Origin of the sequence: Thiomonas sp. FB-6 (assembly GCF_000377645.1) — a bacterium.
GTDB lineage: Bacteria > Pseudomonadota > Gammaproteobacteria > Burkholderiales > Burkholderiaceae_C > Thiomonas_A.
The window spans coordinates 13968-36455 of sequence record NZ_KB898474.1; the positions used below are offsets into that span (position 1 = coordinate 13968).

Consider the following 22488-nt stretch of genomic DNA (forward strand, 5'->3'; position numbering starts at 1 on the left):
TGCAAACGGGATTACCATCTACGCACATCTTATGCGAATCAAGCATTCATGCAAGCCTCCATGGATCACCTCGCCCTGTTGCCCGCGGCGCTGTGCGTGATCCTGCTCTGGATGGGCTTGGGTGCGGCCGGGCTGGCAGCGCCGCGCGCCACGCGTTTCGTCGCCCACGGGCTGTTTCCGATCGGTGCGGCCGGCTGCCTGGCCATGGCCGCCATCGGCCTGACGGCCTTGTTCGCCCCGGCGAGTGAACTGCTCCTGCCGATCGGGCTTCCCGGCCTGCCGATGCATTTCCGGCTGGACGCGCTTGCCGCCTTTTTCCTGCTCTTGCTGGGTGCCGCCGGCGCCGGCGTGTCGGTGTTTTCGGCGGGATACTTCCGGGAGGGCGAGGGCACCGCGCCGGGACTGCTCGGCATGCAGTACCACGTCTTCCTCGCGGCCATGGCCGCGGTGCTCCTGGCCGACGACGCCTACACCTTCATGGTGAGCTGGGAGGTCATGGCGCTGGCCTCGTATTTCCTGGTGGTCAGCCAGCACCGCATCGCCGAGATCCGTCGCGCGGGCTTCGTCTATCTGGTGCTCGCCCATCTCGGCGCGATCGCGCTGCTGTTGTGCTTCGGGGTCATGATGTCCGGGGGCGGCCCCGGCCTGAGCTTCGATGCCATGCGCGCCCACGCCCTGTCGCCGGCGTGGGCCAGCATCGCCTTCGGGCTCGCGGTGGTGGGCTTTGGCGCCAAGGCCGGCCTGGTGCCGCTGCACGTGTGGCTGCCCGATGCGCATCCGGCCGCTCCCTCCCCGGTGTCCGCCCTGATGAGCGGGGTGATGCTCAAGACCGCGCTCTATGGCTTGATGCGGGTCAGCCTGGACCTGCTGCACGCGCCGCTGTGGTGGTGGGGCCTGCCCTTGCTCGCGCTGGGCCTGTTCGGAGGCCTGTACGGCGTGCTCTTCGCCGCGGTGCAGACCGACATGAAGCGGCTGCTCGCCTATTCCTCGATCGAGAACATCGGCATTGCCTTCGCGGCGCTGGGTCTGGCGCTGGTGTTCCATGGTGTCGGCATGCCCGTGCTGGCGGCGCTGGCGCTGGCCGCGCTGCTGCTGCACCTGCTCAACCATGCGCTGGTGAAGAGCCTGCTGTTCCTGGCCACCGGTTCGGTGCTGCATACGACGCGCCAGCGCAGCCTGGGGCACCTGGGTGGGCTGCTGCGCCGCATGCCCTGGGTCGGATGGACGGCCTTGGTGGGGGCGCTGGCCATCGCCGGACTGCCGCCGCTGGGCGGCTTCGTCGCCGAGTGGATGCTGCTGCAAGCCTTCCTGTTCACGCCCGACATCCCGCTGCCCTTCGTCAACATGCTCGTCCCCCTGGGCGCGGCGTTGCTGGCGCTGACCGCGGCGCTGGCGGCCTACGTCATGGTCAAGTTCTACGGCGTGATCTTTCTGGGGCAGCACCGTGAGCCGGCCTTGGCGCATGCGCACGATGCGGGCCGTCTGGAGCGTCTCGGCCTGGGCTGGCTGGCCGCGGGGGCGGTGCTGATCGGGCTGGCTCCGGGCCTGGTGCTGCAGGCCCTCGAGCCCGTCGTCGCGCCGCTGGCGGGGGCCTCGCTGCCCATGCGAGGCTGGTTCCATCTCGCCCCGCTTTCGGAGCAACGGGCGGCCTACGCGCCGGTGGCCGTGCTGCTCGCAGCGGTCGGCATGGTGATGCTGGCCGCCCTGTTCGCGCGCCGGGTGTACCCCGGACGGATTCGCCGGGCCGACCCCTGGGACTGCGGCTCTCCCGGGCTGACCCCGCGCATGCAGGACACGGCCGAGGGATTCGGTCAGCCGATCCGCCGCCTTTTTGCGCCCTTTTTCGAGGCCCACACCGAACTTCCCCGCCCGGACGACGCTCTGCCGCGCTACCGCGTGGAGGTGGCCGACCGCTTCTGGCGCGCGGTGTACCTGCCGCTGGCCGCCGGCGTGCAGCGCCTGGCCCAGTGGGCAGGCCTGCTGCAACAGGGGCGCATCGCTGTGTACCTGCTGTACAGCTTCGCCACCCTGTTGGCCTTGCTGATGATGGTGATGCGGTGACCCCGTCCGCACTATTCACCCAGATCTTCGCCGTCCTGGTGGCGGTTGCGCTCGCGCCGCTTCTGTCCGGATGGGTGGCGCAGTGCCGTGCCTGGCTGTCCAACCGCAGCGCCCCGCCCATCTGGCTGCCCTATGCGCGGATTGCCAAGCTCATGCACAAGGACGCCGTGGTGGCGCGCGATGCGTCGCCGTTGTTCCGCGCGCTGCCCTATCTGCTGTTCGGCACGATGGCGACCGCGGCGGCCATCGTGCCCTCCTTGTCCACCGACTTGCCCTTTGCCGCGGTGGCGGACGCCATCGCCCTGGTCGGCCTGTTCGCGTTGGCGCGGGTGTGCATCGCTCTGGCGGGGATGGACATCGGCACCGCCTTCGGCACGATGGGGTCGCGACGGGAGATGATGGTGGGCTTCCTCGCCGAGCCGGCCTTGCTCATGGTGCTGTTCACCTCATCGCTGATTTCGGGAAGCACCCTGTTGCCCGAGATCAGCGCGGCCCTGCAGTCCGGCGCGCTGGCGATCCACGCCAGCCTGGCCTTCGCCGGCGTGGCCTTCGTGATGGTGCTGCTGGCCGAGAACGGTCGCATTCCGATCGACAATCCCACCACCCACCTCGAGCTGACGATGATCCACGAGGCCATGGTGCTGGAGTATTCGGCGCGCCACCTGGCGCTGGTGGAATGGGCCAGCAGTCTGAAGCTGTTCACCTACGCGTGTATCGGTTTCGCGCTTTTCCTGCCCTGGGGCATGGCCGGGCGCGCCGATGGCGTGCTGTGGCTGCTGCCGGCGCTGCCGCCCCTGCTGCTCAAGCTGGCGGCCGCGGGCGCGGGTATCGCGCTGATCGAGACCCTGAGCGCCAAGCTGCGCATCTTTCGCGCGCCGGAGTTCCTGGCCACCGCGTTTCTGCTCTCGGTGCTCGCGCTGCTGGTGCGGCTGATGCTGGGGACCTGAACATGCATGCGAGCATCTCCGTGGCCGCCGCGCTGCCGCTGACCGTGCAGCTCATCGACCTGTTCGCGGCATTGCTGCTGCTGCTGGCCTTCGCGATGCTCGCACAGCGGCGGGTGATGAACCTGGTCAACCTGTTCGCCGCACAGGGGGCGCTGCTGGCCGCCAGTGCCGCGCTCGTGGCCTATTCCACGGGCCATGGCGAGCTCTATGCATCGGCCGCGCTCACGCTGCTGCTCAAGGTCCTGGTGTTGCCCTACGTGCTGCAGGGCATGATCCGCCGCCTGCACGCCGAGTGGGACGCCGAAACCCTGGTCAACATCCCGACGCTGCAGATCATCGGCATCGTGCTGGTGATCTTCGCCTTCGTGCTGGCCCAGCCGATCTCCGGGTTCGCGGGTGCCGCCACGCGTAGCACGCTGGGCATCGCGGTCGCGCTCGTGCTGCTCGCCTTCCTGATGATGATCGTGCGGCGCAAGGCCATTGCCCAGGTGGTGGGTTTCCTGGCGATGGAAAACGGCCTGCTGTTCGCCGCAGTCACCGCCACTCAGGGCATGCCGATGGTGGTCGAGCTCGGCATCGCGCTGGATGTGCTCGTCGGGGTGTTCATCCTGGGGGTCTTCTTCTTCCAGATCCGCGAGCAGTTCGACAGCCTGGACCTGCAGCACCTGGAAACCATGAAGGACGAGTGAGGTGTTTCCCGCCATTCTGTTCGCCGTCATCGCACTGCCCGTGCTGGGAGGGGCGCTGCTGGCTCTGTGGGGCCACCGGCCCTGGGCGCCGCATCTCAACCTGGGCGTCGGCGTCGCGACCTTCCTGGCAGCGCTCGCGCTGACCCTGATCGTCGTCGCCGCCGGACCGGCCACGGCCTTTGCCGAAGCGTTTTTCGTGGATCCCTTCAACGCCTTTCTGGTGACCCTGACGGCCTTCGTGGGCATGACGACCGCCGCGTTCTCGCGGCCCTACATGCGCATCGAGCTGGAGCACGGCAGGGTCAACGCGTCCCGGTTGCGTCTGTATCACAGCATGTACCAGCTGTTCATGGCCACCATGCTGCTGGCGCTGACGACCAACAACATGGGGGTGCTCTGGGTGGCCATGGAGGCCGCGACGCTGACCACCGTGTTGCTGGTGTCGTTGTACCGAACGAAGGCCAGCCTGGAGGCCGCGTGGAAATACTTCATCCTGTGCGGCGTGGGCATCGCTCTGGCACTGTTCGGTACCGTGTTGCTGTATTTCGCCGCCCAGCGCGTGCCCGGCGTCGAGGGCATGCGCGCCTTGCTCTGGACCCATCTGGACGCGGTCAAGGGCCAGCTCGAGCCCAGCATCCTGGGCATCGCCTTCGTGTTCCTGCTGGTGGGCTACGGCACCAAGGTCGGACTGGTGCCCTTGCACAGCTGGCTTCCCGACGCGCATGCCGAAGGGCCCACGCCGGTGTCGGCGGTATTGTCCGGGCTGCTGCTCAATGTCGCGCTGTATGCGGTGATCCGCAGCAAGGTGCTGGTGGAGGGCAGTCTGCATGCAGCGTGGCCGGGTCGCATGCTCATGGGATTCGGGCTGCTTTCCGCGCTGATGGGCGCGCTGCTGCTGTGGCGCCAGAAGGACGTCAAGCGCATGTTCGCGTATTCGTCGATCGAACACATGGGCCTGATCACCTTCGCCTTCGGCATGGGCGGCCCGGTGGCGAATTTCGCCGGCCTGTTGCATATGACGGGCCATGCGCTGACCAAGAGTGCGATCTTCTTCACCAGCGGACATGCCTCGCAGAAGGCCGGCACGCAACGCATGGATGCGATCCACGGCCTGTACCAGCGAACCCCGCTGATGGGCTGGGGACTGATGCTCGGCTCCCTGGCCATCGTCGGCCTGCCGCCTTTCAGCATCTTCGCCAGCGAGTTCCTCATTCTCACTACCGCGATGCAGGTGCAGCCCTGGGCCACGCCGGTGCTGCTCGCGGCGCTGGGGATCGCCTTCGGCGCCATTTTCCTGCGGGTGCAGGGCATGGTTTTCGGCGACACGACGCTGCGCCGGCTGCCGCACCAGCCGGACATGTTGCCGGTGTATGTACACCTGGCTCTGGTGCTGATGCTCGGCTTGTGGGTGCCTTCGTTCCTCGCCGGCTGGTGGCACGGTGCGGCGCTCATGATCGGGGGCTGAGCGATGAATGCCGTGTGCTCCGTGTTCGCGCTCGACGTTCACGAGGTCGACGCGCTGCAATGGGATGCGCTGGCGCGCGCACTGCACGAGCGCGGTGCGCGGCTGTTGAGCCTGTGGGGCGAGGATGCGCGCGCCCATCGAGGCCGCTTCAGCGTGTATGCCTGTTGGCTGGATGCGGCCGGCGCGGCGCTGACACTGGTTCAGCATGATCTGCCGCAGGGCGCTCTGCATTACCCCGGCCTGCACGACTTCTTCCCTGTCGCCGAACGGCTGCAGCGAGCCGTGCGCGACTTGTTGGGATTGGAGGCGCAGGGCATGGACACGCGGCCATGGCTGCGCCATGCGCGTTGGGGAGAGCAGGAGTATCCCCTGCGCCGTGACAGTGACGTGGCGGTGCCGTTGGGGCCGCCACAGCCGCAGAGCTATGCCTTTGTTCCCGTCGACGGTGAGGGCGTGCACGAGGTCGCGGTCGGCCCCGTGCATGCCGGAGTGATCGAGCCGGGCCAGTTCCGGTTCTCGGTGGTCGGGGAGAAGATTCTTCGACTGGAAGCGCGCCTGGGCTTCACGCACAAGGGAGTGGCGCGGCGTTTCGAGCAGCTCGCGCCCGCCGAGGGCGTCCGGCTCGCGGCGCGGCTGAGCGGGGACAGTGCCGTCGCCAACGCCTGGGCCTACTGCATGGCGCTGGAGGCGCTCGCGGACGCGACGCCTCCGCCGCGCGCGCTGCACCTGCGCGCGCTGCTGCTCGAGCGCGAGCGCCTGGCCAACCACCTTGGCGACATCGGGGCCATCGTCAACGACGCCGGCTTCGGCTTCGGCCTGGCCCAGTTCTCGCGCCTGAAGGAGGACCTGCTGCGACTCAACGCTCAGGTGTTCGGCGCACGCTACCCCTTCGACGCGGTGCAGCCCGGGGGCGTGAGCGTCGATCCCGAGCCGGCCGCGCTCGCGCTGGTGCGACGGCAGACCGAGGTGTTGACCGGGGAGCTCGCGCGCCTGCGCGAGATTCTCGACGCGCACGAAGGCCTTCAGGACCGGCTGCAGAGCACCGGCCGCGTCGTGCCCGAGCTGGCCCGACGGCTGGGCATGCTGGGGCTTGCCGGGCGCGCCAGCGGGCAGTCGCTGGACCTGCGCGGCAACCCGGCCTTCGCGCCCTACGGCGAGCTGTCCCCCCGCATTGCGGTGGAGCAGGCCGGCGACGTCGCCGCACGCCTGACGCTCAGGCTGAGCGAGGCGCAGGAGTCGCTCAGGCTTTGCCGCGAGCTGTGCCTGGGCATGCCTGCGGGCGCCGTACGCGCCGAACTTCCCGAGGACATCGCGCCCGGACTCGCGTTGGGGTTGGTGGAGGGGTGGCGCGGTCCGATCCTGATCGCGTTGCGCGTCGACGCGCAGGGGCGCATCGCGCGCTGCCACGCGCACGACCCCTCCTGGCAGAACTGGCCGGCTGTCGAGTGGGCCGTCATCGGCGACATCGTTCCCGATTTTCCCTTGATCAACAAATCGTTCAACCTGTCGTACTCCGGGCACGACGGCTGAGGGAGCTGGATATGTGGAAGACGCTGCGTCAGATTGCGCGTGTGGGCCGCATCAGCGAGGCGCCCGTCGAAGCCCGCGAGGGTGTCGTCGAAGCGGACGCGGAGTCGCGTATCCGCATCGAAATGCTGCGCGTGCTCGGGCGCGCGCTGACGGTGCGCCTGGTCGACGCCGGATCGTGCAACGGCTGTGAACTGGAAATCAATGCGCTGTCCAACCCCTACTACAACCTCGAGGGCCTGGGCATTCAATTCGTCGCGAGTCCCCGGCACGCCGATGTGCTGCTGGTGACCGGGGCCGTATCGGCCAACATGGAACTCGCATTGCGCAGGACCTACGAGGCGATGCCCGAACCGCGACTCGTCGTGGCCGCCGGCGACTGTGCGGCGAACTGCGGAGTGTTCGCCTCGGGCTACGCCATCGTCGGGCCCGTGGCGCGCATTCTGCCCGTGGACGTCACCGTGCGCGGCTGTCCGCCCACACCTTCCGATTTGCTCTGGGGCCTGCTTCGGGCGGTGCGACGAGACCTGCCCGTCCTCGACTCCGCGCATCAGGGCGGCCAGCCCAGCTAATCCCGCCCGAGCCGGATCCCCCGCGCGGTCCGCACCCATCCGCCGGCGGGGGACTCACTGGATGTCGAAGCGAAACTCCTGGGTCACCGTGACGGCCCGCGTGCCCTGATCGCTGCAGCGGTAGTCCAGCATGGCGCGCCTGACGGCGGCACGGAACACCGAGGGGCCGGAGACGATGGTCACGCTTCGCACATGGCCGTGCTGCACCACGGCACGCGCCAGCACGGTGCCGCCCATGCCTTGTTCGATCGCCAGGTCCGGAATGCGCGGGCGCCTTTGCTGCGGGCAGAGCAGGCCCACGCTGGGGGGCGCGGAGGCGGGCATTTCGGCGCCCCGGGCCATGGATGGCGGCGTTGGGGTTGTCGGTGCCGGTGCCCGGGCCGGCCCAGGCGCGCTTGCGCGATCCGCCCGGGGCAGCGGCGCCGAGACCGCCGCAGCGGAGGCCGCCACGGGCAACGCGCGGGGTCGGGCTCGCGGCGCAGGTGGCGGCGGCGCGGCAGGTGTCGAATGCCGGAGCGCGTCAGCCCGGCGAGGGTGACGCGGTGGCGCGGGCGGCCGCCGGGCCGCCGGCACCGGCGCGGGCCGGGCGGACTGTTCGACGCGCTGCGGCACCAGGCGTGGGGCCGGCTCGGGCGGCGGCGCCGGCGCCGTCAGGATGGACAGAACCATCTCCGGCGGCAACCGTGGCGTCCGCTCCGGCATGCACAGTCCGCGCCCCAGTGCACACAGCAAGCCCAGGTGCAGCACAAGCACGCACACCAAGGCCAGCGCGCGCCGCGGCAGCGCATCGGCGAGGTACGGCGCTTCGCGGGCCGCGGGCGCAGCGGGGTGCATCAGCGCTCTCCATGGGCCGCCTGGACGATGCCCATGCGAGTCACACCCTCGCGCCGGGCCGTGACCAGTACGCGAGCGAAGGTGTCGTAGCTCGCGCGCGGATCCGGATGCAGGTCGAGCTGCGCCGGAGGATCCTCGGCCGCCGCGGCGTGCAGCAGCCCGCGCAGGCTCCGATCGGAGCTCACGGGAACGCCGTTCCAGCGCAGGAGCTGGCCCGGTCCGATGCTCAGGTCGACGATCCGCGAAGACCTCGGCGCGGCCGGCGCATCGTGCGGCATGCGCAGTACGACCGAGCCGAGTCGGATCGGGATGGTGACGATGAGCATGATCAGCAGCACCAGCATCACGTCGATCAGCGGCGTGGTGTTGATCTGCGGGCTCGCCACGTCGTCCTGGCGAGCCTCGCGGCGCATGCGTCGGAGCCTTGACTTCATGGCGTCGCGGTCCGGGTCCGGGTGAGAAAGCCCAGGCTGGTGATGCCGGCTTGCCGGCACGCGTCGACCACCCGGCCGACGGGGGCGTAGCTTGCCGCGCGGTCCGCGCTGATCTGCACGCGAGCCTGCGGCTTGCGCGCGGCCAGCGCGCGCAGGCGCAGGCGCATCTGGGCGCCGCCGGCCAGCGCTGTGCCGTTCCAGGCCATGCGGCCGTCGCGGGTGATGGTGATGACCACGTCGGCGGCTGCGGGCCGGGGCGACGCCTGCTGGCGCGGCAGGTCCACGCGGGTGGGATGGCGGATCACCGGAACGGTGATCAGGAAAATGATCAGCAGCACCAGCATCACGTCGACCAGCGGCGTGGTGTCGATGCCGGACAGCGCCTGCTGCGCGTCCGCGGGGTCGGGCAGGTGCAGGGCCATCGTGGCTCAGGCGGGCGGCGACGACAGCATCACCGCCTGCAGTTCGCTGGAGAAGTCGCGCACCTCGCCGAGCAGTACGGCGTTGCGGCGCAGCAAGGCGTTGTAGCCCAGCACCGCAGGCACCGCGGCCGCCAGCCCCAGCGCGGTCATGATGAGGGCCTCGCCGACCGGGCCGGCCACGCGGTCGATGCTGGCCTGGCCGCTGATGCCGATGGCGGTGAGGGCGTGATAGATGCCCCAGACGGTGCCGAACAGGCCGACGAAGGGCGCGGTCGATCCCACGGTGGCCAGCAGGCTCAGGCCGCTGGACAGCCGGCGCTGCACCTGGTCGGTGGCGCGGAGCAGGCACAGGTCCATCCAGTCGGCCAGCTCCACGCGCGCGTGCAGCCCCTGGTGGCGACTGCTGGCCTGCAGCGCGGCCTCGGCGATGCGGCGAAACGGGCTCGACGGCGCCAGTGCGGCCGTGGCGGCGGCCACGTCCGCGGCCTGCCAGAAGCCAGCCGCGGCCTGGCGTCCCTGGCGCCAGGTCCACGATTGCTCGAGCAGCTTGCAGACCATCACGTACCAGCTGGCCATGCTCATCAGCACCAGCAGCACGAGCACGGCGCGCGCCACGCCGTCGCCGTGCTCCCACATCGACCACAGGCCGTAGGGGTTCGAGGCGCCTTGGGGAGCGGCCTGGGAGAGGGTGGCCAGGGAGACGGCGGCCAGCGCGCCGCGGGGCAGCGCCGTGCCGAGCACGGCGGCGCGCGCCAGGCCGCGCGCCCAGGCGTGGATGCGGGATACGGGGAGATCGGGGGGGCTCATGCTGGGTCTCCTGCGTGGATGGCGTGGAGGGCGTGGAGGGAGCGCAAAGGCAAGGACATGCCGCCGGCCGGCTTCAGAACTCGCGCGTGATGCTCGCTCCGGCGCTGAAGGCGCGCCCGGGCGCGCCTTCGTAGTACTGGTTGCTCGAGCTGTTGACCACCACGGCGCCGACGTAGCCGCGGTCGGCCAGGTTGTCCACGCGAAGGAACTCGGACAGTTTCCAGGGGCCGCGTCGCTGTTCCACGCCGGCCGCCCAGTTCAGCGCCACCCAGCCGGCCGCCGGCGTGGCGTGGTTGCTCGAATCGACGTACACGTGGGAGCGCCCGAGCAGGGAGATGCGGGTGTAGAAGCCGCGCAGGGCGAGGGAGGACAGGAGCGGGCGCCAGGTCAGCGCGGCGTAGGCCTGCTCCTGCGGCGCGCCGGGCATGCTGGCGCCGTCGTAGGGGCCGCCGACGAAGCGGATGTGCATCAGGCTGAACCCGGCGCTGGCCTGCAGGTGGCCGGGCAGCCGCGCATCCAGGCTGAGCTCGGTGCCGTAGCGCCGCGTGCTGCCTGCGTTCATGTAGGTGGTGCGCCCGCCGGTGTTGGTGTCGACGACGATCTGGTTGTCGGCGGTGATGTCGTACAGCGCGGCCTGCGCGCGCAGGCGCCCGAAGTCGACGCGCCAGCCGAGCTCCCGGTTGTTCAGGTGCATGGGCTGCAGCCCCAGGTTCAGCCCCGGCTGGTTGCCGGGACGGTAGGCCAGCTGGTAGAAGGTGGGCGTGACGAAACCGCGGCCCCAGTCGGCGTACACCCGGTTGGCGGCGTCGAGCTTGTACAGCAGGCCCAGCACCGGATCGGTGGCGGCGTAGCGCGCGGTGCCGCCGGTGCCCGAAGCCAGCGGGGCATCGGCGCCGGGGGTGGACTCGAAGGCGACGCGGTCGTGGCGCAGCCCGCCGCTCAGCGACAGCGCCGGCGTGAGCTTCCAGTCCGCCTGCGCGAACACGGCCGTGTTGTCGACCACGTTGTACTGGTCGTTGCGCAAGGCGCCCTGGGTGCCGAGGTCGTTCACGTAGCCCTTGCGGAACTCGTTCTCGCGCCCGTAGTCCAGGCCCGCGGCCAGGGTGTAGGGACGCGATGCGAGCAGTCCCTGGTGCGAGTAGGTGGCGCGGGTGCCGCCGAAGGCGTCGTCCAGCGCCACGACCCCGCCCGCGGACTGGGCGAAGCTGCCGCTGAAGGCCAGGTACTGGGTGATCGAGCGGGATCCGCCATAGGCGCTGAGCTGCAGGGTGTCGGCGGCGTCGAAGCGATGCTCCCAGCTCAGGCCGCTCTGGCGTGCGCGCACGCTCTTGCGCGTGTCGTAGCTCAGCGACGACGCGGCGACGCCGCGCGGGTTCGCCTGGTACTCCGCCAGCGTTTGCCCTCCGGGGTCGAGCCCCTGCTGGTCCAGAGCGTTGAACACCAGCCGGTAGCGGTCGTCGCCGCCGTCGCCCCAGCGCAGCACGGTGTTGAACTGCTGCCGCGATGCGCTGGCGTGTTCGCGCCAGCCGTCGGTGCGGAAGTCGCTCAGCCCGGCCACGGCGCCGAGGTCGCCGCTGCGGGCGCCGCCGATGAGCGTGCTCTGGCGGCTGCCCCAGGGCCCCAGCCAGGCGGCCAGACTGGCCGCGGCGGGATCGGGGGCGTCCTCGGTGTAGGCCTCGATCACCCCGCCGGCGGAGTTGCCGTACAGCGCGGCGAAGGGGCCGCGGATGATCTTGATGGCGCCGATCATCGGCAGGTCGATGAGCTGCGACTGGCCCTGGCCGTCGGGCATGGTCAGCGGCACGCCGTCCAGGCTCATCTGCACGCCCTGCACGCCGAAGGGCGAGTCGGCGCCGAAGCCGCGGATCGAAAGCTGCATGTCCTGCGCGTAGTCCTGCCGGTTGTTGACCACCACGCCCGGCACCTGGTTGAGCGTCTCCGACAGGTTGACCTGCTGCTGGCCCTGGACCAGGCGCTCTCGATCGAGCACCGTGGCCGTCGACGGCAGGTGGACTGCCTGGGCGCCGTAGGCCATGCCCTGCACGGTCACGGTCTGCAAGGCCTGGGGCGCGCTGGCCGCCTCCGGCGGGGTTGCCCGCGCCGAGCTGCAGAGCGCCCACAGCGCCGCGCCGCACAGCACGAAGCCGGCTTGTCGTGAAGCCACGACGCGGCGGGGTAGGCGCATGTCTCGGGGGCGAATCATGTCTCAGCTCCAGGAGTAGCGCAGGCCCAGCCAGGCGCCACGCGGAGCGCCCGGCGCGACGAACTGCGCGCTTTGCCAATCGGCCGGGTTGGTCGCGTAGCTGCGGCCCGGGCCCGTGAAGACGTTCGTGCCGAGTTGGCCGAAGTCGTAGTAGCTGCGGTTGAACAGGTTGTGCACCGACACATCGAGCTTCCAGTGGCGATCGATGCGGTAGCGGGCACCGAGGTCGAGCACCGCGAAGGCGGGCAGGCTGCCGCGGGTGTCCTGGTTGTTCTCGTCGCCCTGCGCGTAGCGCCGGCCGAAGGCGGTCAGGCGCGTGCGCAGCGCCCAGCGCTGGTTGGGCGTGAAGCGCGCCGAGGCGGCGGCGGTCCAGGCCGGAATGTCGGGAATGCGGGCGCCCGGGTCGACCTGGATGGTGCCGTTCGCGTTCGCCGAGGAGTTGGCGGGGCTGGGCACGAGAAAGCCGGATTCGTAGGTGGCCAGGGTGCGGCTGATCGACGCCGTCCATTCCCAGCGCTCGGAGCCGCCGGCGAAGTCGACGGTCGCGCTGCGCATGAGCTCGCGCGGGATGTTGGCGTAGTAGCCCTGGCTCATGGTCGCCAGGCTGATGAACTGCAGGGCGTTCGCGAGATCGGTGTGGGTGAGCAGGGCGCGCACGCGCAGCCCCGCCAGGTGCCATGCCGCGCCGGCCTGTGTCGTGCGCGCGATCTCGGGCTGCAGCGCCGGGTCGGCGACCAGCACGTTGGGCAGCGTGCACGGCGCGGTGGGGCTGGCGCAGCTCAGCTCCACGGGCATGGGCACGCGCATGCCCTGCGCGTAGCGCAGGAAGTACGAGCCGGTGCGCGTGGGGTGCAGCTCCAGGCCCAGGCTCGGGTTCCAGCGCGAGAAGGCGTGCCGGCCGCCCAGCGGGCCGCCCAGCAGGTCCTGCATGTTCACGTCGGCGTGCTGGTAGCGCGCCGCCAGGTTCAGCCCGAGCCAGCGCGTGGGAGACAGCGCGTCCTGGACGTACGCGCCGGCGTAGGTGTTGGTCACGCCCAGGTTCACGGGCGCCTGGTCGAAGGGGCCGATGCCCACGGCGTAGCGCTGCGGCGTGAACGTGGCCGCCTGCTGGCGCTGCGCGAAATCGACCTGCTGATGCTGGGCGTCCACGCCCAGGTCCAGCACGTTGGGCAGCCCGGCCAGCGGTGAGGCGTCGCGCGCGGCCAGGCTCAGCCCGCGCGTGCGCTGGCGCAGCGTGCTGGCGGTGTTGGTGGCCACCGGGTCGGCCAGGCTCGGGGGGGCGCCGTCGTAGGCGTTGTTGACGTTGCTGTTGAACCCGCTCTGCTCGCTGTTGCGCAGGTAGGCGTGCGCGCTCAGGCGCCAGTGCCCGGCCAGGTCCTCGGTGTCGCCGAGCTGGAGGAAGCCGAGCTGGTTGTCGACGTAGTCGGGCGCGGAGTAGATCGCCGTGGGCGTGTCCATCCAGCCCAGGGGAAGGGTCTGCGAGCCCGAGAGGCGGCTTTGCGCGTAGGTGTAGCTCAGCCGCAGGTGGTGGCCGCCGTCGTCGCGGGTGACCTTGGCGAACAGGCTGCGCCGCGCACTCGGGGAGTAGGGGGCGAAGCCGTCGTCGTGCGCGTTGGCGGCGGCCACGAAATAGCTCCACGGCCCCTGGGTGCTCGCAATGCGGGCCTGCTCGGAGTCGCGGCCGAAGCTGCCGGCCCGCAACTCGATCTCGCCGCCCGGTGCGCTGCGTCCGTCGAGCGTGCGCACCAGCAGGCTGCCGCCCAGGGTGTTGAGCCCGTAGACGGGGTCGGCGTAGGGCACCAGGCTGATGGAGCGGATCGCGTTGGGGGGGATCAGGTCCCAGCTGAGCGTGTCGCCGAAGGCCTCGTTGACGCGCGCTCCATCCACGTAGGCCGAGAAGCCCTGCGGCGTGCCCAGCAGCGGCGAGGCGGCGAAGCCGTTGTAGCGCAGCGTGGGCTGCCAGTCGTTGCCCTGCTCGTGGGTCAGCGCGGCCCCAGGCAAGCGGGCGGCCAGCGCATCGGGCAGCGAGGTGGCGGACAGTTCGTGCAACTGCCGGGCGACCACCGTGTAGGAGCCCTTGGGAACCCTGCTGGATGCCGTGGTCGCTGGAGTCGCCACGGTCACCGTGGCCAGCCGCACCGTGGGCGAGGGTGCCGAGGCCCGCGCCGGAGCCTGCTCACCATGCGTCGCCCGCGCCGGCAGCAACTGCAGCAGCAGCGCCGCGCCGGTCGCGCAACGCAGCGCGGCGAACAAGAAGCGGCGGCGCGCAGGACTCATGGGACGAAGGAGTCGAAGGGCGAGGAGTCGTTGCCGGCGGCCTCCGGTGTCAGCGCCTTGCCCGAGGGCGCGTAGCCGTTGGCGTGCAGCAGGAAGGCCATCAGGTCGGCGTACTCGGCGGGCTTGAGCTGCCCGGGTTTGTCGGCGGGCATGTTGGTCTGCATGTACTGGTAGATGCCGCCGACCGTCATGCTCGATCCCTGCGAGGGAGCGAAGGCCGAGCCCGCCAGCGCCGGCGCGGTGCGTCCCTCGAGCTTGTCGCCGTGGCACCTGGCGCATTCGGCGGCGTACAGCTGCCTGCCGGGGCCGACCTGGTCGGCGGCGAAGGCCGCCGTCGGCGCGGCGGACGCGGCGGTGCCGGCGCTCTGTCCGGGCGTGGAGTCCGCGACCGGTTGTGCATGGGCCTCGGCGGGCTGCGCCGAGCCGGCGGGAACTTCCAGCGCGGCCGTCAGGGGCTGAAGCCGGCCCTCGCGGTTCAGGGCGCGGGTGGCGCCCGACATCCTGGCGATCAGGACGCGCTCGTGCCTGCCGGCGACGAAGTGAAGGGTCCAGTGCGCAAGACGCGTCTGTATCGGCCGCAAGTCGAAACGCGTGTCGGGGTGGGCCTCGGCATAGGCCCGCAGCGCCGGGTACCAGGCGATGCCGCGCGGCGAGCGCTGGGCGGCCACGTCGTCGATCACCGCGTCCGCGCTGTTGTCGATGGTGAAGTCCTGCATCCCGGCCTCGGCCGCGATCATCTGCGCGGGAGTCCTGTAGGCCACCGCGACCGAGCCATGGTCCGGCGCGCCGGAAAGCCTGAACTCGACGAAGTCGGCGGCCGCGTAGGAAGCGGATTCGAGCAGCGGCCCGGACGGGCGGTCGGCGGCCGAGCTCGCCACCCCGGCGAACACGTCGCAGGAGCTGTCGAGCAGGTGCGCCAGCCGGGCCGGGGCGACGGCGCCGCCGTCGAGCTGCCGGCGCAGGTCCACCTCGCGGTAGGGCTGGCCCAGACGGCCGAACACGGCGTGCGCGACGGCGGAGTCGACGGCCCGGGTGGGGCTGTGGGGGAAGGTGCAAAGCCGGACTTCCCGGCCTTGGGCGCAATGGGCGGCGAGCGCGAACGCGGCCGCGAACAGAAGATGGCTCTGCTTCATGGGAGGGACTTCGGCTGGAGTGGGAAGGCGGGCGCCGCGGGGCCGGGCCGGGCCCGGCCCCGAGAGCGCCTTAGAGCGAGAACACGTACAGCGTGCCGCCGCGCGGGACGTCCTTGGTCATCGTGGCCATCGGGCCGCCCCAGATCGGGTTGGCACCGCCGTAGCCGGTCAGGATGGCGACGTATTCCTTGCCGTCGACCTCGAACACCGAAGGCTGCGCGACGATGCCGCTGGCCAGCTTCGGGCTCTTCCACAGGACCTTGCCCGTCTTGGTGTCGAAGGCGTACAGGTGCCCTTGCAGCGAGCCGGTGAAGGCGATGCCGCCGGCGGTGGCGGTCACGCCGCCGTTCCAGGGCATCTTGCTCCAGTGGCCCCAGACCCGCTTGCCGGTGTCGACGTCGATGGCCTGCACTTCCCCATAGCCCTTGCTTCCCGGCTCGGGATGGATGCCGAAGCCCTCGCCCAGGTACGGCAGGCCCTGCATGTAGCTGACCTTGGTGCCGTTGTAGCTGCCGCAGGCATGCAGGGTGGGGATCACCACGATGTGCGAACGCGGGTCATAGGCCATCGACCACCAGTTCTTGCCGCCCAGGAACTGCGGGCAGGTACGGATCTCGGTGCCGACCGTCGGGTACTTCTTCGGGTCGTTGATCGACTCGCCGTTCTTGTCGTAGCCCACCACCGACTCGGTGCGCACGAAGGGCTTGGCGTAGATCAGCTTGCCGGTCTGGCGATCGATGGCGATGAAGAAGCCGTTGCGATCGGCGTGCAGCAGTGCGTCGTAGTCCTTGCCCTCGTAGTGGATCTTCGCCCGCAGCGCGGTGTTCACGCCGTCGTAGTCCCAGGTGTCGTGCTGGGTGTACTGGAAGTGCCACTTCAGCGAGCCGTTGTCACCGTCGAGGGCGAGCAGCGAGTCGGAATACAGGTTCTTGCCCGGGCGCAACTCGGCCAGCCAGGGGCCGGGATTGCCCACGCCCCAGTACAGGGTGTTGCTGGCCGGGTCATAGGTGCCGGTCAGCCAGGCCGGGGAGCCCGCGTGCAGGTACATGCCCTTCGGCCAGGTGTCTCCACCCTTCTCGTCGGGAGCGGGAACGTTGAAGCTCTTCCACACCTTGTCGCCGTTGTTCACGTCCAGCGCCTCGATGAAGCCGCGCGCGCCGTACTCGCCGCCGGCGCTGCCGAGGTAGAGCTTGTTGTTGGCCACCAGCGGCGCCAGCGTGAAGGCGTAGCCGATGCCCGGGTCGAACACCTGCTTGCGCCAGTCGACGTTGCCGGTCTGCGCATCCAGCGCGGCGACCTCGCCGCTGAGCATGGCCACGAACAGCTTGTCGCCGTACAGGGCCACGCCGCGGTTCACCACGTCGCAGCACACCGTCTTGTAGGCGATCTTCGGAAGATGGGGGTCGAAGTTCCACAGCTCCTTGCCCGAGCTGGCCTGGAAGGCGTAGACATGGTCCTTGGGCGTGGTCACGAACATGTAGTCGCCGTTGACCACCGGCACGGACTCGAAGCCCTGCGTGAGATCGGCGGGGAACTTGTAGGACCACACCATCTTCAGCTGGTGCACGTTGCCGGTGTCGACCTGCTGCGCCGGCGAATAGCTCTCGCCGCCGTAGGAGTGGTAGTAGGTCAGCCACTGGGTGCTGTCAGCGGCGGCGTCGAGGCGCTGCTGGGTCACCGCCGGATAGCCGGCGGCCAGCGCGCTGCCGGCCAGGCCGAGCCCCAGCGCGGAAAGCGCGAAGGCGCGTGCGTGGCGCGCGAGGTTGCGGGATGGATGCATCGTTGTCTCCTGTTCAGCGAGTCGTTGGGCTTGTTGTCGGCTGTGTCCAGCCAGTCGTCCTGGGTACTGCGTGGGAAGTCATCGGGGCGGTGGTCGTCTCCTGGTCGTTGCGTCGAAGGGGCTCAGACGCGGCCGGCGAGCTGCAGCGCCCGCCATTCGGCGTCGTCGTACAGGCGCGAACGAGTCAGGAAGCGCCGGCCCGTGGGCCCGTCCAGCGAGAACATGCCGCCGCGCCCGCCGACCACGTCGATGATCAGCTGGGTGTGTTTCCAGTACTCGAACTGCGCGGCGCTGATGTAGAAGGGCATGCCGCCGATGTGCCCGAGCAGGCGGTCGGCCTCGCCGACCAGGAACTCGCCCGCGGCGAAGCACATCGGCGCGCTGCCGTCGCAGCAGCCACCCGATTGGTGGAACATCAGCTCGCCATGCTCGGCCCGCAGGCGCTCGATCAGCTCCAGGGTCGCCGGCGTGGCCGTCACCTGCGGGGGCGGGGCATGGTTCAAGGTCGTCTCCACCGATCGGCCGCCGGCTTCAGAAGAAGCCCAGCTTGCTTTCGCTGTAGCTGACCAGCAGGTTCTTGGTCTGCTGGTAGTGGTCGAGCATCATCTTGTGGGTCTCGCGTCCGATGCCCGACTGCTTGTAGCCGCCGAAGGCCGCGTGCGCGGGATAGGCGTGATAGCAGTTGGTCCACACGCGCCCGGCCTGGATCGCGCGTCCCATGCGGAACGCGGTGTTCATGTCGCGGGTCCACACCCCGGCGCCCAGGCCGTACAGGGTGTCGTTGGCGATCTCCAGCGCCTCGGCCTCGTCCTTGAAGGTCGTCACCGACACGACCGGGCCGAAGATCTCCTCCTGGAAGATGCGCATCTTGTTGTGGCCCAGGAACACCGTGGGCTGCACGTAGTAGCCGCCGGCGAGCTCTCCAGCATGCTCGCCGCGCGCGCCCCCGGCGAGCACCTTCGCGCCTTCCTGGCGGCCGATGTCGAGATAGGACAGGATCTTCTCCATCTGCTCGCTGCTGGCCTGCGCGCCGATCATGGTCTGCGGGTCGAGCGGGTTGCCCTGCTTGATGGCCGCCACGCGCTGGAGCACACGTTCCATGAAGCGGTCGTAGATCGACTCCTGCACCAAGGCGCGCGAGGGACAGGTGCAGACCTCGCCCTGGTTGAGCGCGAACATCACGAAGCCCTCGACCGCCTTGTCGAGGAAGGAGTCGTCACGCGCCATCACGTCGTCGAAGAACACGTTGGGCGACTTGCCGCCCAGTTCCAGGGTCACCGGGATGATGTTCTGGGCGGCGTACTGCATGATCAGGCGCCCGGTGGTGGTCTCGCCGGTGAAGGCGATCTTGGCGATGCGCTTGTTCGACGCAAGCGGCTTGCCGGCCTCCAGCCCGAAGCCGTTGACCACGTTGAGGACCCCCGGCGGCAGCAGGTCCTCGATCATCTCCATCAGCACCAGGATGCTCACCGGCGTCTGTTCGGCCGGCTTGAGCACCACGCAGTTGCCCGCGGCCAGCGCCGGCGCGATCTTCCACGTTGCCATCAGGATGGGGAAGTTCCAGGGAATGATCTGGCCGACCACGCCCAGCGGCTCGTGGAAGTGGTAGGCGTAGGTCTCGTGGTCGATCTCGGCCACCGATCCCTCCTGGGCGCGGATGCACCCGGCGAAATAGCGAAAGTGGTCGATGGCCAGCGGAATGTCGGCCGCGGTGGTCTCGCGGATGGGCTTGCCGTTGTCCCAGGTCTCCGCCGCTGCCAGCGTGGCCAGGTTGGCCTGCATGCGGTCGGCGATGCGGTTGAGGATCCCGGCGCGATCGGCCGGCGAGGTGCGGCCCCAGGCCTGCTTGGCCGCGTGGGCGGCGTCGAGCGCTCGCTCGACGTCCTCGGCATTGGAGCGGGGCACCTCGCAGAAGACCTTGCCCGTCACCGGGGTGACGTTCTCGAAGTACTGACCGCTGGCGGGCTCCACCCACTTGCCGCCGATGAAGTTTCCGTAACGTCGCTTGAACGCCACGGGGCTGCCGAATTTGCCCGGTTCGAGCATGTCCATTGAGATCTCCTTGCAGGGTCAGTTGTCCGGAAAACGGGTCGAAGCCGCGAAGCCGCGGACTCGCTACTTGCAACGCAGGTTGCGTGCCAGCGCGCGGCGCCGCGCATCGGGAAAAACTTCCCTCGTAAAAACAAGGAGTTGCGCGGATGGCTAGGGTTTTTTCGGGGCCCGCGGCATGTCGCGGAGGAGCCCCTGCGCGACAAAGCGACTGTCGCAGTGCGCGACAGTCGACAACGGTGGTGTCGAGTGCGACACTTTGCCCAAGCAGGTGATCGAGCATGCGGCCGTGAGAGCTGCGGGGAGACAATTCGTGCACCATCAGCCAAGCGCCGACACAGGTGCGGCAAGCGCCGCCGACCAACTTCACAGGGCCCGCCGCCTGTTCTTCGAACGCGGCGACGATCCGGGTTCGCTGGTGCCGGAACCCATTCGCCGCAGTTGGAGGCGTTGCATCGAGGCCTCGCCGGGAAGCGATGCGGCCGAGCCTCTGCCTCGCCAGGAGTTGTTCTCCAGGCGCGACGCTCAGGCCAACCTCCGCCGGCACGCGCTGCCCGAGCTGGAGGCGCTGGCCGAGGCCCTGGTCCCGGCCCGGGTCATCGTGCTGCTGGCCGACCCCGAGGGGCTGATCCTCGATGCGGCGGGCTCGGACGCCTTCATGACCAAGGCTCAGCGCGTGGCCTTGATGCCCGGCGTCGATTGGTCCGAGCGCAGCCGCGGCACGAACGCCATCGGCACGGCGCTGACCGAGTGCTGCGCGGTGACTGTCGTCGGGCCGCAGCATTACCTCGAGCAGAACGCCGCCATCGGCTGCACCGGCGCCCCGCTGCTGGCGCCCGACGGCCGCGTGATGGGCCTGCTCGACGTTTCCGGCGATCCGCGGTGCATCCAGGCCCAGACGGTCGGACTGGTGCGCATGGCCGCGCAGATGATCGAGCACCGCATGGCGCTCGACGCGCGCGCCTTCGGCACCGAGATCCTGCGTTTCGCGCACGACCCCGCCCTGCTGGGAAGTCACCGCGAGGCCTTGCTGTGGACGCGCGACGGCATCGTCGTGGGCGCCAACCGCACCGCCCTGCGGGTGCTCGGCATGACCTTGGGCCAGTTGCGTGACCGCTACGTCGAGGACCTGTTCGCGGCCCTGCCGGGGGCGGGCGATGGCTGCAGCCTGGAGCTGCGCCCCCACCTGATGCAGCCGGGCCGCTACACCAGCTGGTACGCCAGCTGGGTGCGCACGCAGGCGGCCGGCGCGGGGATGGCGCCGCCGGTCTCGACGGAGCCGGTGCAGACGCAGCCGGTGCAGACGCAGCCGATCCCGGGGATTTCGACCTGTTCCGACCCGCGCGACGCCGATGCGCCGGCGATCATCGGCGATGCGGCGCGCGATGCGCAGCTGGCGCGCGCCGTGCGGGTGCTCAATTCCAACATCCCGATCCTGGTCACCGGAGAGTCCGGCGTCGGCAAGGAGGTGTTCGCGCGTCAGGCGCATCGCGCCAGCACGCGAGCGACGGGGCCTTTCATCGCGGTGAATTGCGCCGCGGTGCCGGAGGGGCTGATCGAGGCCGAGCTATTCGGCTACGAGGACGGCGCCTTCACCGGCGCGCGCAGGCGGGGCCAGGCGGGACTGGTGCGCGAGGCCGACGGCGGCGTGCTGTTCCTCGATGAGATCGGCGACATGCCGCTGCAGCTTCAGGCCCGCCTGTTGCGCGTGCTGCAGGATCGCGAGGTCAAGCCGCTGGGAGGAGGGCGCGCGCACGCCGTCGACTTCGCGCTGATCTGCGCGACCCACCGCAATCTCTCGGCGATGGCGGCCGAGGGAAGCTTTCGCACCGACCTGTACTACAGGCTGCAGCATTTCATGGTCGAGTTGCCCGCGCTGCGCACTCTCCCGGACCGCGCCGCGCGTATCGATGAAATGCTGCGCAATCTGCTGCTGCGGCGTGGAGTGCGCCTGAGCCCGCAGGCGCGCGACGTGCTGCTGGCCCATGACTGGCCGGGGAACTGGCGCCAGCTCACGGCGATGTGCCGGACGCTGGCCGCGCTGGCCGGACCGCAGGGTCGGGTCGACCTGGCCGACCTGCCGGACGAACTGCGCTACCGTGCCGGGTCGCGCGTACAGGACGTGATGCTGGTCGAGCCGGTCGCGCCGGTCGCGCCGGTCGCGCCCGGCGATCTGCGCAGCGTGACGGCGGCGGCGATCCAGGCCACGCTGCAGGCCTGCGGGGGCAACGTCAGCCGCGCCGCGCGCATGCTGGGCGTGCATCGCAGCACCTTGTATCGCCAGGCCGGCGGCCCACGCCGGGACGAGCCTGAGCGCTGATACCGGCTCCAGCCGCTCGGGCACCCCGTCAGAAAATCGAGCGGCCGGTGTAGGTGGTCATCAGTTCCAGGGCCTGTACCCCGGCGTGGGAGTTGCCGTTGGTGTCGAGTCCGGGGGACCAGACGCAGACCGCCATGTCTCCCGGAAGGACCGCGAGAATCCCGCCGCCGACCCCGCTTTTCGCGGGCAGTCCGACGCGGTAGACGAAATCCCCCGCGGCGTCGTAGGTGCCGCAGGTCAGCATCAGCGCCGACAGGCGCTTGGTCGAGCTGGGGTCGAGAATGCGCTCCCCGCTGATCGGGGCGACGCCGCCGTTGGCCAGGAACAGGCCGGCACGGGCAAGTTCCAGGCAGCTCATCGAAATCGCGCATTGGCGGCAATAGGCCTCGACCACGAGATCGGGGGGCATGCGCATGTTGCCGAAGCTGTCGATGAAATGAGCGATGGCGCGGTTGCGTTGCGCGTGCGCCATCTCCGACAGCGCGACGCGGGGGTCGTAGTCGACATCCGGCACCGCGATGAGCCTGCGGATGAACTCGACCACCGCGGTCTCGGCGCGCACGAAGCGCCGTGCCAGCACGTCGGTCACCACCAGCGCCCCCGCGTTGATGAAGGGGTTGCGGGGCTTGCCGCGCTCGGTCTCCAGCTGGATCAGGGAGTTGAAGGCCGTTCCCGAAGGCTCCCGCCCGACGCGCTGCCAGAGTTCGTTGCCGAGCAGCTGGAACGCCAGCGTGCAGGCAAACAGCTTCGAAATGCTCTGGATCGAAAAGCGCTCGTGCGCATCGCCCACCGCGTACGCCTGCCCGTCGATGGTGACCACCGCCATGCCGAACTTGTGCGGCGAGATCCGCGCCAGCTCGGGGATGTAGTGCGCGACCTCGCCGCCGCCGATCCAGGGCTGGATTTCTCGATGCACACGGTCTAGAACCGCTTGATAGCGCATATTCCGCCAAAAGTATCACCAGTGG

At 70.0% G+C, this 22488-nt stretch carries 18 protein-coding genes; 7 read left to right on the forward strand and 11 right to left on the reverse strand.

Annotated elements, in window-relative coordinates:
- Positions 1–60: 60 nt before the first annotated feature.
- Genes hyfB through D466_RS0105700 form a run of 6 tightly spaced genes read left to right on the forward strand, consistent with a single transcriptional unit; the run spans position 61 to position 7261 of the window.
- Entirely contained in the window at positions 61–2061 is a 2001-nt protein-coding gene (gene hyfB, locus D466_RS0105675; RefSeq protein WP_018912745.1) for a hydrogenase 4 subunit B, read from the forward strand.
- The gene (locus D466_RS0105680; RefSeq protein ID WP_018912746.1) at positions 2058–3008 is read left to right on the forward strand and encodes a respiratory chain complex I subunit 1 family protein; all 951 of its coding nucleotides are present in this window, start codon (positions 2058–2060) and stop codon (positions 3006–3008) included. The genes hyfB and D466_RS0105680 overlap by 4 nt, the downstream gene beginning before the upstream one ends.
- Positions 3009–3010: 2 nt before the next feature.
- Positions 3011–3697, forward strand: a complete 687-nt coding sequence (locus D466_RS0105685; RefSeq protein WP_018912747.1) for a hypothetical protein — start codon at positions 3011–3013, stop codon at positions 3695–3697.
- Between the two features lies 1 nt (position 3698).
- Positions 3699–5162, forward strand: a complete 1464-nt coding sequence (locus D466_RS0105690) for a hydrogenase 4 subunit F (protein WP_018912748.1) — start codon at positions 3699–3701, stop codon at positions 5160–5162.
- A 21-nt stretch (positions 5163–5183) separates the two neighbouring features.
- Positions 5184–6692 (forward strand): NADH-quinone oxidoreductase subunit C, encoded by a 1509-nt coding sequence (locus tag D466_RS0105695; RefSeq protein ID WP_231385667.1) that lies wholly within the window; start codon positions 5184–5186, stop codon positions 6690–6692.
- A gap of 11 nt (positions 6693–6703) precedes the next feature.
- A complete protein-coding gene (locus D466_RS0105700) occupies positions 6704–7261 on the forward strand; it encodes an NADH-quinone oxidoreductase subunit B family protein (protein WP_018912750.1) in 558 nt (185 codons plus the stop codon).
- 54 nt (positions 7262–7315) lie between these two features.
- On the opposite strand, the gene D466_RS20715 is transcribed toward D466_RS0105700, so the two are convergent.
- The 10 genes from D466_RS20715 to adh form a co-directional block, all read right to left on the reverse strand.
- Complete coding sequence (locus tag D466_RS20715; protein WP_018912751.1) at positions 7316–7603, reverse strand: energy transducer TonB; 288 nt, start codon at positions 7601–7603, stop codon at positions 7316–7318.
- A gap of 491 nt (positions 7604–8094) precedes the next feature.
- Positions 8095–8529: a biopolymer transporter ExbD gene (locus D466_RS20720; protein WP_081629836.1), complete on the reverse strand. Its 435-nt coding sequence runs from the start codon at positions 8527–8529 to the stop codon at positions 8095–8097.
- On the reverse strand, positions 8526–8951 hold the full coding sequence (locus D466_RS0105715; protein WP_018912753.1) for a biopolymer transporter ExbD: 426 nt from the start codon (positions 8949–8951) through the stop codon (positions 8526–8528). The genes D466_RS20720 and D466_RS0105715 overlap by 4 nt, the downstream gene beginning before the upstream one ends.
- Positions 8952–8957: 6 nt before the next feature.
- The gene (locus D466_RS0105720) at positions 8958–9758 is read right to left on the reverse strand and encodes a MotA/TolQ/ExbB proton channel family protein (RefSeq protein ID WP_018912754.1); all 801 of its coding nucleotides are present in this window, start codon (positions 9756–9758) and stop codon (positions 8958–8960) included.
- A gap of 73 nt (positions 9759–9831) precedes the next feature.
- Positions 9832–11961 (reverse strand): TonB-dependent receptor, encoded by a 2130-nt coding sequence (locus tag D466_RS0105725; RefSeq protein WP_231385668.1) that lies wholly within the window; start codon positions 11959–11961, stop codon positions 9832–9834.
- Positions 11962–11964: 3 nt separating this feature from the next.
- A complete protein-coding gene (locus D466_RS0105730) occupies positions 11965–14238 on the reverse strand; it encodes a TonB-dependent receptor (protein ID WP_018912756.1) in 2274 nt (757 codons plus the stop codon).
- Positions 14235–15371: a cytochrome c gene (locus D466_RS0105735; RefSeq protein WP_018912757.1), complete on the reverse strand. Its 1137-nt coding sequence runs from the start codon at positions 15369–15371 to the stop codon at positions 14235–14237. Before D466_RS0105735 ends, D466_RS0105730 begins: the two co-directional genes overlap by 4 nt.
- Positions 15372–15441: 70 nt before the next feature.
- The gene (locus D466_RS0105740) at positions 15442–17151 is read right to left on the reverse strand and encodes a PQQ-dependent dehydrogenase, methanol/ethanol family (protein WP_018912758.1); all 1710 of its coding nucleotides are present in this window, start codon (positions 17149–17151) and stop codon (positions 15442–15444) included.
- Positions 17152–17273: 122 nt separating this feature from the next.
- Positions 17274–17654 carry a DUF779 domain-containing protein gene (locus tag D466_RS0105745; protein ID WP_018912759.1) on the reverse strand — a complete coding sequence of 127 codons (381 nt, stop codon included), beginning with the start codon at positions 17652–17654 and terminating at the stop codon, positions 17274–17276.
- A gap of 28 nt (positions 17655–17682) precedes the next feature.
- Complete coding sequence (gene adh, locus D466_RS0105750; RefSeq protein ID WP_018912760.1) at positions 17683–19203, reverse strand: aldehyde dehydrogenase; 1521 nt, start codon at positions 19201–19203, stop codon at positions 17683–17685.
- A 310-nt stretch (positions 19204–19513) separates the two neighbouring features.
- Between adh and D466_RS0105755 the strand changes: the two genes are divergently transcribed.
- Positions 19514–21520: a sigma-54-dependent Fis family transcriptional regulator gene (locus D466_RS0105755; protein WP_018912761.1), complete on the forward strand. Its 2007-nt coding sequence runs from the start codon at positions 19514–19516 to the stop codon at positions 21518–21520.
- Positions 21521–21548: 28 nt separating this feature from the next.
- Here the strand turns inward: D466_RS0105755 and D466_RS0105760 are convergent, their stop codons facing one another.
- Entirely contained in the window at positions 21549–22463 is a 915-nt protein-coding gene (locus D466_RS0105760; RefSeq protein WP_026284939.1) for a glutaminase, read from the reverse strand.
- Positions 22464–22488: the final 25 nt, after the last annotated feature.

What these genes read in the sequence shown, in the direction of transcription:
- hyfB (WP_018912745.1), top strand. Translation starts at nt 61, where the DNA reads ATGGATCACCTCGCCCTGTTGCCCGCGGCGCTGTGCGTGATCCTGCTC.
- D466_RS0105685 (WP_018912747.1), top strand. Translation starts at nt 3,011, where the DNA reads ATGCATGCGAGCATCTCCGTGGCCGCCGCGCTGCCGCTGACCGTGCAG.
- D466_RS0105700 (WP_018912750.1), top strand. Translation starts at nt 6,704, where the DNA reads ATGTGGAAGACGCTGCGTCAGATTGCGCGTGTGGGCCGCATCAGCGAG.
- D466_RS20715 (WP_018912751.1), bottom strand. Translation starts at nt 7,603, where the DNA reads ATGGCCCGGGGCGCCGAAATGCCCGCCTCCGCGCCCCCCAGCGTGGGC.
- D466_RS20720 (WP_081629836.1), bottom strand. Translation starts at nt 8,529, where the DNA reads ATGAAGTCAAGGCTCCGACGCATGCGCCGCGAGGCTCGCCAGGACGAC.
- D466_RS0105715 (WP_018912753.1), bottom strand. Translation starts at nt 8,951, where the DNA reads ATGGCCCTGCACCTGCCCGACCCCGCGGACGCGCAGCAGGCGCTGTCC.
- D466_RS0105720 (WP_018912754.1), bottom strand. Translation starts at nt 9,758, where the DNA reads ATGAGCCCCCCCGATCTCCCCGTATCCCGCATCCACGCCTGGGCGCGC.
- D466_RS0105725 (WP_231385668.1), bottom strand. Translation starts at nt 11,961, where the DNA reads ATGATTCGCCCCCGAGACATGCGCCTACCCCGCCGCGTCGTGGCTTCA.
- D466_RS0105730 (WP_018912756.1), bottom strand. Translation starts at nt 14,238, where the DNA reads ATGAGTCCTGCGCGCCGCCGCTTCTTGTTCGCCGCGCTGCGTTGCGCG.
- D466_RS0105735 (WP_018912757.1), bottom strand. Translation starts at nt 15,371, where the DNA reads ATGAAGCAGAGCCATCTTCTGTTCGCGGCCGCGTTCGCGCTCGCCGCC.
- D466_RS0105740 (WP_018912758.1), bottom strand. Translation starts at nt 17,151, where the DNA reads ATGCATCCATCCCGCAACCTCGCGCGCCACGCACGCGCCTTCGCGCTT.
- adh (WP_018912760.1), bottom strand. Translation starts at nt 19,203, where the DNA reads ATGGACATGCTCGAACCGGGCAAATTCGGCAGCCCCGTGGCGTTCAAG.
- D466_RS0105760 (WP_026284939.1), bottom strand. Translation starts at nt 22,463, where the DNA reads ATGCGCTATCAAGCGGTTCTAGACCGTGTGCATCGAGAAATCCAGCCC.